We start from the raw sequence: 1681 nt of genomic DNA, 5'->3' as shown, positions 1-1681 counted from the left end.
TATGGTCGGCTTCTGGCGTATGCGCCGCCAGGAGATCGAGACGGTCGAACTGGCTGACGAGATGCAGCGCCGCGCCGTCCTGAGCGCCGAGAGCGCCCCCGCCGTCGAAGGCGATCCGCTCAAGATCGAATCGCTGCCGTTTGCGCCGACCGATGCAGACATCGTGCGCGCAGGCCAGAAACAACTCTGGCTCAAGCGCTTGCCGTTCGTGCCTTTCTTCGCCTACCTCGGCGTGCTCAACCTGATCGCGTACACGCTGGCAGGCGAGAAAATGCCCTGGCTCGGCACGCACATGACCATCCCGATGATGTTCCTGACTGCCTGGTATTTCGGGACGATCTTCACTCACACGGATTGGTCGCGCTTCAACAAACGCGGCTGGCTCTATCTCCTGCTGCTGCCGCTGCTCATTATCGCGGCCTTCCAGATCGTTCAGCCGTTCCTGATCGGGCGCAACATCTTCGGCCTGATGCAAACGCAGCTTTCCGAAACCGGCGCGTGGATCGCCGCTATCGTCGTCGTCGTCGTTGTCGCCTATGCCATCTGGCGCGTGCGCGCCATCACCGGCGGACTGCATCTGCGCCATATGATCGGCGTGGCTGCCTTCGTCATGCTCGCGTTCTTGACCTTCCGCGCGGCCTGGACGGCGTCCTTCATCAATTACGACCGCGCCAACGAATTCCTGGTCTATGCCCACGGCGCGCCCGGCTGGCGCTTGATGATGGATCAGATCGAAGACATCAGCCGCCGCACGACCAACGGCATGGACATCCGTTTCGCCTGGGGTGGCAATGCCTGGCCGGCAAGCTGGTACTTCCGCCATCTGCGCTTTGCAACCTACTTCGGCCAGGATCCGTCGCCCGGCACGCTCAATGACGCCGTGGCCGTCTACGCCAGTTCCGATATACGCGGGCGCGTCGAGCCGCTGCTCGAAGATCGCTACGTGCGCTTCGACTACACGCGCATGTGGTGGCCGATGCAGGACTACTTCAATCTCAATGCCCAGCGCGTGGATACGGTGTTCGACTTTTCCGGCAGCAACCCGGTCTCGGCGCAGCTCCGCGAGGGCCTGCTCGACATCTGGTGGTCGCGCGATTACACCGCCTACGGTCAGGCGACCGGCGGCGATTTCAGCCTGACCAACTGGCCGGTCAGCGAGACGATGTCTTTCTACGTCCGCAAAGACGTAGCCGCGCAGATCTGGTCGCTGGGCGTGGGCGATGCGCTGGCGCAGAACGCCGCCGACGCGACCGCTGTCAACCAGTGCGTCGCCAACTGGCAGCCCACGGGCGCGGATCTGATCTTCCAGCAGCCCGCAGGCGGTGCGCTCAACCACCCGGTGGGTATCTCTATTGGCAATGATGGCCGCGTCTACGTCGCCGACGAGTTCGGCAACCGCGTGGCCGTCTTCAACGCGGATGGCGTGCCGGTCGCCGATTACATATCTGCCGGTGGCTCGACTGGGGCGTTCAACCGCCCGAACAGCGTCGCCGTCGCACCGGACGGCAGCATCGTTGTCGCCGATACCTGGAACTACCGCATCCAGGTACTCGACGACCAGGGCTTGCCCGTGGTCGGTTGGGGACAGGCGGGCCAGTTCGGTTACGACGCGCCCTTCCAGCCGGTCGATGCGTTCTGGGGGCCGCGCGATGTCGCCGTCGATGCCAACGGCAATATCTAT

The 1681-nt window shown here is 63.8% G+C and carries 1 pseudogene; it reads left to right on the top strand.

Annotation, left to right across the window (positions count from 1 at the left end):
* Positions 1 to 1681 (top strand): annotated as a pseudogene (locus Q0X16_RS13285) (hypothetical protein); the annotation flags it as partial.

It is taken from the genome of Thermomonas sp. (assembly GCF_025993755.1).
GTDB lineage: Bacteria > Pseudomonadota > Gammaproteobacteria > Xanthomonadales > Xanthomonadaceae > Thermomonas.
The sequence above is the reverse complement of the archived record's forward strand: the minus strand, read 5'-3'. Positions and strand labels throughout refer to the sequence as shown.